This window comes from Puia sp., from assembly GCF_035546395.1.
GTDB lineage: Bacteria > Bacteroidota > Bacteroidia > Chitinophagales > Chitinophagaceae > Puia.
Window position 1 is genome coordinate 220208 of the sequence record NZ_DASZXR010000001.1, and the last position, 6538, is coordinate 226745.

Here is a 6538-nt window from a genome sequence, read left to right on the forward strand (position 1 = left end):
TCAATTTCTTAGAATCCTTTCGTCAACTTCGAGTTGATGTATTCCGCCTGATCCGTCTTCCCCTCCTTCTCCTTCTGGTTCGCCAACCCCTTCAACGCATTGTCAAAATAAGGGTCCGTCTGTTTCCGGTAGGCCTGCGGGATCGCCTCCTTGAACTGCACTAGCAGATCCACACCCCGCTTCACCTTTTCCGTATTCTGCACCTTTGTCAGCATCTTCGAATAAGGCATCATGAACTGGAATTTCGTCTGACCCACAGGCATCTTCTCGAAATTGTCCGAGATCGCATCGAAATCAGCCTCATCCCCCGACTTGATCAACACCGTCGAGATCGCCATCTGCAGCTCACCCTTCGCCGGCGCCTTCATCATCTTCTTGGCCAACGCCAGCGCACTCGCGCTGTCCAGGTCGGATAACGCCTCCAACGCATTTCCCGCAACGGTATACGAGCTGTCGGCCGTCGCCTTGATAAACAAAGGCAGATACGCCGAATTGCCAAATCCGCCAAGGATATCAATCGCTTTGGCTTTTACCACCCGGCTCGGATCATTCCCGGCCAGTTGCGCCACCAGGGGCTCAAACGCCGTCTTCACCGCATCCCGCTTGAAGTCCAGCTTGCCCAGGGCAAAGGTCCGGATGCGATAGTATTTGTCTTTCACCGCCGCCTTTAAAAGGTCCACCGCCTTCGCATCGTCCTGGTGCTTGGCGCAATATTCCACCGCCTCGCGCCGGTCGACATAATTGCCGGCATATTTATATTGGTGGATAAAGTTCTCCAACGTCTTGTTGTCCTCTTTTTGACACAGCAACACCTTGTCGCCATCTACGTTGACCAGGTCAGGCCGGGACTTATAGGTGAAGGTAAAGGTGTCCGTCTTATCCTCGATCCATACTTTGTGACGCTCCTTGTTCGGGCCATTATAAACGTCGATCGCGACCGGCAGCCGGAACAGGTTGTCCGCACCTTGTGTTTGATCCACGATCACCTGTACCTTACCTGCCGCATCGTCATACACGTAATCGATCTTCAATTTTGGATGACCGGCGCCATAATACCACTGATTCCAGTACCAGTTCAGATCTTCGCCCGTCACCTCTTCAAAAGCCAGCCGCAGCTGCTGTGCCTCGGCCGATTTGAACTTGTTCGTCGTCAGGTACAGGTTCAGCGATTTGAAGAAAGCGCTGTCCCCGACATAATTGCGCAACATATTAAGGATGCGCCCCCCCTTCGGATAGCTCACCTGGTCGAACACGTCTTCTTTGTCCGCGTAGTGGAAACGAACCAGGTTCTTCGTCGCATTCTCCGGCTGCTGCAGGTAGCTCTGAATTCCCTGGAAGTTGACGGCCTGACCTGCGTCCTTTCCGTATTTGTATTCATTCCACAACGTTTCGCTATAGTCGGCGAAGGATTCGTTCAACGTGATGTTGCTCCAGCTCTCCGTTGTCACCAGGTCGCCGAACCATTGATGGAAAAGCTCGTGCGCGATGACATCTTCCCAACCGTTGCCATCCGTCAGCTCGCGGGCGTCCTGTTGCGCCGCTTCCCCGTGGAGCGTGGAGGTGGTATTCTCCATGGCGCCGCTCACATAGTCGCGACCGACGATCTGGTCATACTTGGGCCAGGGATAGTCGATTCCCGTGATCCGCGAATAGAAGGCGATCATCTCCGGCGTGTTGCCGAAAATGCGTTTGGCCACCGGGGCATATTCCTTCTCGACGTAGTAGTTGACGTCTTTGCCTTTGTAAGAATCCTTGACGATCGCATAGTCGCCTACCCCCATAAAGAACAGGTAGGGCGCATGCGGCAGATCCATTTTCCAATGGTCCGTCCGCGTCCCGTCGCCATTGTCTTTCTGTCCCACCATCAGGCCGTTCGACAGCGTCACATATTTCGACGGCACTGTCATGAAGATTTCCTCCGTCGTCTTCTGATTGGGCTTATCGATGGTAGGGAACCAAACCGAGTTGGCCTCCGTTTCCCCCTGTGTCCATATCTGCGTGGGTTTGTTCTTGTCCTCTCCTTTCGGGTTGATGAAATAGAGGCCTTTCGCATCCGTTATCGCCGCGCTGCCCTTCACCTTCAGCTCATTCGGTTTGGCCGTATAGTCGATGAACAACGTGTATTTGTCTGTGTATTTATAGGTGCGGTCCAGCTGAACACGCAGCACCATCCCGTCATAGGTATATTTCAATGGGGTCGTCTTACCGTTCCGGTCAAGCTCGACTTTGTGGATGTCCATCCCTTTTGCGTCCAGCGAAACCGTATCAGTAGGGTAGAAGTGCGGTTTGAGCGTCACCCAGGCCTTGCCATACATATAGGATTTCTCATAGTCGAATCTGACGTCCAGCTTCGTGTTCACCAGGTCGTCGTATTTGGTCGCCGTAGCCCGATACACCTTTTTCCAGGATTCGTCCGGCTGCTGCGCCTCCTGGGCCTTCGCCAGCAGCGTTCCGGCCAAAAGCCCCGGAAGCAGGGCCGTCAATAACTTGTCTCGATACCTCATGTGTTGATAAACGTGCATAGTATTTTGTTTCTTGCCGATAAAGATAACAGTTGATCCGTCACCGTCTACCGCCGTCTATCCCTTTTTCGATGCCCGCAGTCCGCCTCCTTTTTTGTAACTTGCGGGTGGTTTCTCGTTAAACCCTGTTAAAATATGCACCGGCCCCTGTCTGCCGCGGGTACGCCGGAGCATAACCCCCCAAAACATGTGTAAGCTCGGCCTGGTCCTTTTGTTTTCGCTCATAACCGGTAGCAACTATGCGCAAGGCTACTTCGTCCTACTCCAATCCGGCAATCGGCAGCCCTTCTACGTCCGGCTCGGTACGCAGTTATATAGTTCTACGCCCGGTGGGCATCTCATCCTTTCACAGTTAAAGGACAGCACGTATACGATGGCCATCGGCCGCACAGGCCGGCCCGGCGTCGAACAAAGCTATGCGTTGACGCCTTCCCGGAAAGATCAGGAGTTCGAGATCAGGGACCGGGGCGAAGCGGGGTGGGATCTTTACGACACGCAAACAAAGGAATGGCTAACGGCGGTGTCCCGGTCGGGTGGGAGAGAAGAAGTGCGGGCCATCGGCGTCCGCCGCGATGACGCCTTCTCGCGAATGATGGCCGACGTCGTGCACGATACGGCCGTGCTGTATAATGATTATGCCGGCTCCGAGCTGGCCGTAACACCTGCGATCCGGCCCGGAACCGCTGGAACGGCTCCGACGGGAACCGCCGCGGGAGAAATCCCGGCAACCAACACACCCGCAACAGGTACCAGCGCTGCAGATACTCCCTCAACCAGGCCCTCCTCCGCCGATTCCCCCGCAACCAGTACCGCCTCCGCCGGTACCCCCACGCCCCGTATTCCCCCAGCCGGTACCCCCAACGCCGGTATTTCCACAGCCGGTACCGCCTCAGCCGGCCTTCCCCCGCCCGGTAATCCCGTAACCAGTACCGCCACGGCCGGTACCCCGGCAAACGCCGCACCCGGCAACAAGCCTGATACGGCCACCGCCCCCATCAGCCGGATCGACACGCCGGTCATCAGGCCCGAGACCGTCGGCTCCCCGGCTACCCGCCCCGGCAACTCCGCCACTCTCCAGCCGAAGTCCGATCCTTCCGCTATCCCCGCCGGCAGCAATACCGCCAAAGCCGACAGCCCGGCTGCCAACTCTTTCAGGTCCGGCCCACCGCTCGAAACCGACTCTTCCGCCCGCCGGGCCCTTTATCTCCCGATCCCTTCGGTCGTCAAGCTCAGCGAACGCAAGTTGACCCGCAACATGCGGCTCGTTTATGCCGACAAAGGCAAGGATGCCAAGTCGGATACTGTCGTCGTCATCATCCCCCTGGACACCCCTCAGACCGCCGCAGCAAAGCGTCGCAATACCAACCTGGATTCCAGCCGCCCTGCCGCAAAACAGCGCAATTCCAATCCGGATTCCAGCCGCAACGCCACAAAGCCGCACAACGCCTTCCCGGATTCCAGCCACCCTGCCACAAAGCCGCACAATGCCAACCCGGATTCCAGCCGCCCTGCCGCCGCAAAGATCCGGAATACCAGCCCCGCCGACTCCGGCCGCAGTTCCTCGGGAAGGTCTCGCAACGCCGGCCCCGATTCTACCCGGACCGCCGCGACCAGGCTTCGGACCGCCGATTCCGGCCGCGTTACCTCCGCCCGATTAAAAGGATCGACTCTGGACAGCCCCTCCGGCGTGCGGGAGATCGTTCCGACGCCAATAACCCCGGCGGCCGAAAAGAGCCGCCCGAACGACTCGTCCAAAAAGCCCGCGGCAAAGAGCCCGCTGCCTTATGTCAATTCGGACTGCCATGCATTCGCCACCGACTATGATATAGACAAGCTCCGGGTAAAGATGTTGGAAGTGGCAAAAGACGAGGAACGCATCGCTGCCGCTCTTAAAGTATTCAAGGCCAAATGCTTTTATACCCGCCAGATCAAGGCCCTCAGCGAAGTCTTCACTACCGACGCATCGAAATACCGCTTCTTCGAAACAGCCTATCCCTTCGCCGCCGATGAGCACTTCCGCGAGCTCGGCGGCCTGCTGACCGATCCGATCTATCAAAGCAAATTCAAAACCCTCACCGGCGTCCACTGATAACTGGCGACTGTATCTTTTTCCAGCTTCCATCTAAACCCCGACCGCCCCAAACCCCAGACCGCACCAAATCCCAGACCGCACAAAAACGCAGCCCGAACCAAAACGCAGCCCGCGCAAGAACGCCGCCCCCACGGCCCCTCCCCCAGCCAAAACGGACCCGACCAGAACGCAGCCCACACCAAACCCCAGGCCGCACCAACGAGCCGCCGCCGCCGCCGTAACATCGCCTCCTCACCAAACCCGGTTCCCCTGCCGTGACATAGCCTCCCGCCAAACCCAGCTCCCCGCCAAAAAGCGCGGCCTCCACCAAAAACGCTGCCTCCACCGAAACGCTGCGCCCCCAAAGCCCATCGCCTGCCAAAAGCCCCCACCGAAATCCCAGTCCCACGGAGCCCGGCCCACACCAAAACCCCGCGGGCCCGTATCTTTGCGCCCATGCCCAGGTACTTCCTCGAACTCGCCTATAAAGGCACCAACTACAGTGGATTCCAGATCCAGGACAACGCCATTTCCATCCAACAGGAGGTCGAAAAAGCCCTCGGCATCTTCTTCCGCGCCCGCTTCGAGCTCACCGGCTCCTCCCGTACGGACGTTGGAGTCCATGCGCTCCAAAACTTTTTTCACTTTGATTACGAAGGAATTATAGATCGCCAGGTCCTCTATAACATCAATGCCATCCTTCCTGCGGACATCGTCCTGCTCAATGTTTATCCTGTTGCAGCCGATGCCCATTGCCGCTTCGATGCAACCAGCCGGGAATACCGGTATTATATCTATCGCACCAAGAACCCCTTCCTCGCCGACCGCGCCTGGTTCTACCCCTACACCCTGGACCGCGAAAAGCTGAAAGCCGCCGCCGCCCTGGTCCCCGCCTGTCAGGATTTTACCGCTTTTGCCAAACGCAATACCCAGGTAAAGACCTTCCTCTGTACCGTCTTCGACAGCGCATGGGAAGAGGATGGCAACTGCCTTGTTTATCGCGTCAGGGCCAACCGCTTTCTGCGCGGAATGGTCCGCGGCCTCGTCGGTACGATGGTGCAGGTCGGACGTGGCAAGCTCAGTGTTGCGGAGTTCGGCGGGATCCTCGAAAAGCGAGACAATCAACTGGCCGATTTCTCCGCACCGGGACACGGTCTTTTCCTTCAGCAGGTATTCTTTCCCGTTAGTATCGTCAGGCCGGCCGCGTCGTCGATTGTTAAAGGGTTGTAAAACCATGGCATCCATTGCCGTTAGTTGACGACGGTCCTCGTGCGGATATTTTTATTTTCACCGAAATGCCGATGGATAGGGTGTTTCACGGGTTATGCACATTTCGTGGAACAGAAATTCTCAAAAAAGATTTGGCAGCAATGTGCATCTGCTTATCTTTGCAACCCGATTTGAAATAAAGCATCTCAAAACGCCTCTCACTCGGATAAGTTCTTTACACAGCGGACAAGCAAATACCCCAAAAAAGCAGGAAAGAAGCAGGGTCTGAAGCCCTCAAAAAAACGAAGGAAAAATTTGGTGTTAACAATAGTAGTTGTATCTTTGCCGTCCGCTCTAAATTTTTTTCACCTTCGGGTTTTGAAAAATGTCCTCTGGTGAAAAAAAACAAGTTGAATGGGCCTTCGGCCCGCTGCCCTGTGGCCGACAACAGTTCGATTAGATCTTTCAAAATACTGCACACTGTTTTCACATCTTCTGTGAATAACTGGGACTAAAAAACAGTAGAAAGTTTTTGATAGTTTAATAAAGGCTCTTACCTTTGCATCCCCTTCGAAAATAAGGGTGGCAAAAAAAGCCAAAAGTTCTTTGAAAGAATGGAAGCAATAGCACTAAAGAAGTAATTTTTTAGGTAGGGTTATATTAGCGAAAGAAAATCGACAATATGACCGTCATTTCGAGAGAATTGATAGTCAGCGTCAAACAACATTTACAATGG

The 6538-nt window shown here is 55.5% G+C and carries 3 protein-coding genes; 2 read left to right on the forward strand and 1 reads right to left on the reverse strand.

Annotation, left to right across the window (positions count from 1 at the left end; translation table 11 throughout):
- Positions 1-8 precede the first annotated feature (8 nt).
- On the reverse strand, positions 9-2504 hold the full coding sequence (locus tag VHE34_RS01010; protein WP_325583634.1) for a M1 family metallopeptidase: 2496 nt from the start codon (positions 2502-2504) through the stop codon (positions 9-11).
- Positions 2505-2709: 205 nt separating this feature from the next.
- On the opposite strand from VHE34_RS01010, the gene VHE34_RS01015 reads away from it, so the two are divergent.
- Entirely contained in the window at positions 2710-4611 is a 1902-nt protein-coding gene (locus VHE34_RS01015) for a hypothetical protein (protein WP_325583636.1), read from the forward strand.
- 438 nt (positions 4612-5049) lie between these two features.
- Positions 5050-5823, forward strand: a complete 774-nt coding sequence (truA, locus tag VHE34_RS01020) for a tRNA pseudouridine(38-40) synthase TruA (protein WP_325583638.1) — start codon at positions 5050-5052, stop codon at positions 5821-5823.
- The last annotated feature ends 715 nt before the right edge of the window (positions 5824-6538 follow it).

Bases quoted from the DNA above. Each gene is read 5' to 3' on its own strand.
- VHE34_RS01010 (WP_325583634.1), bottom strand. From the start codon at position 2,504: ATGAGGTATCGAGACAAGTTATTGACGGCCCTGCTTCCGGGGCTTTTG.
- VHE34_RS01015 (WP_325583636.1), top strand. From the start codon at position 2,710: ATGTGTAAGCTCGGCCTGGTCCTTTTGTTTTCGCTCATAACCGGTAGC.
- truA (WP_325583638.1), top strand. From the start codon at position 5,050: ATGCCCAGGTACTTCCTCGAACTCGCCTATAAAGGCACCAACTACAGT.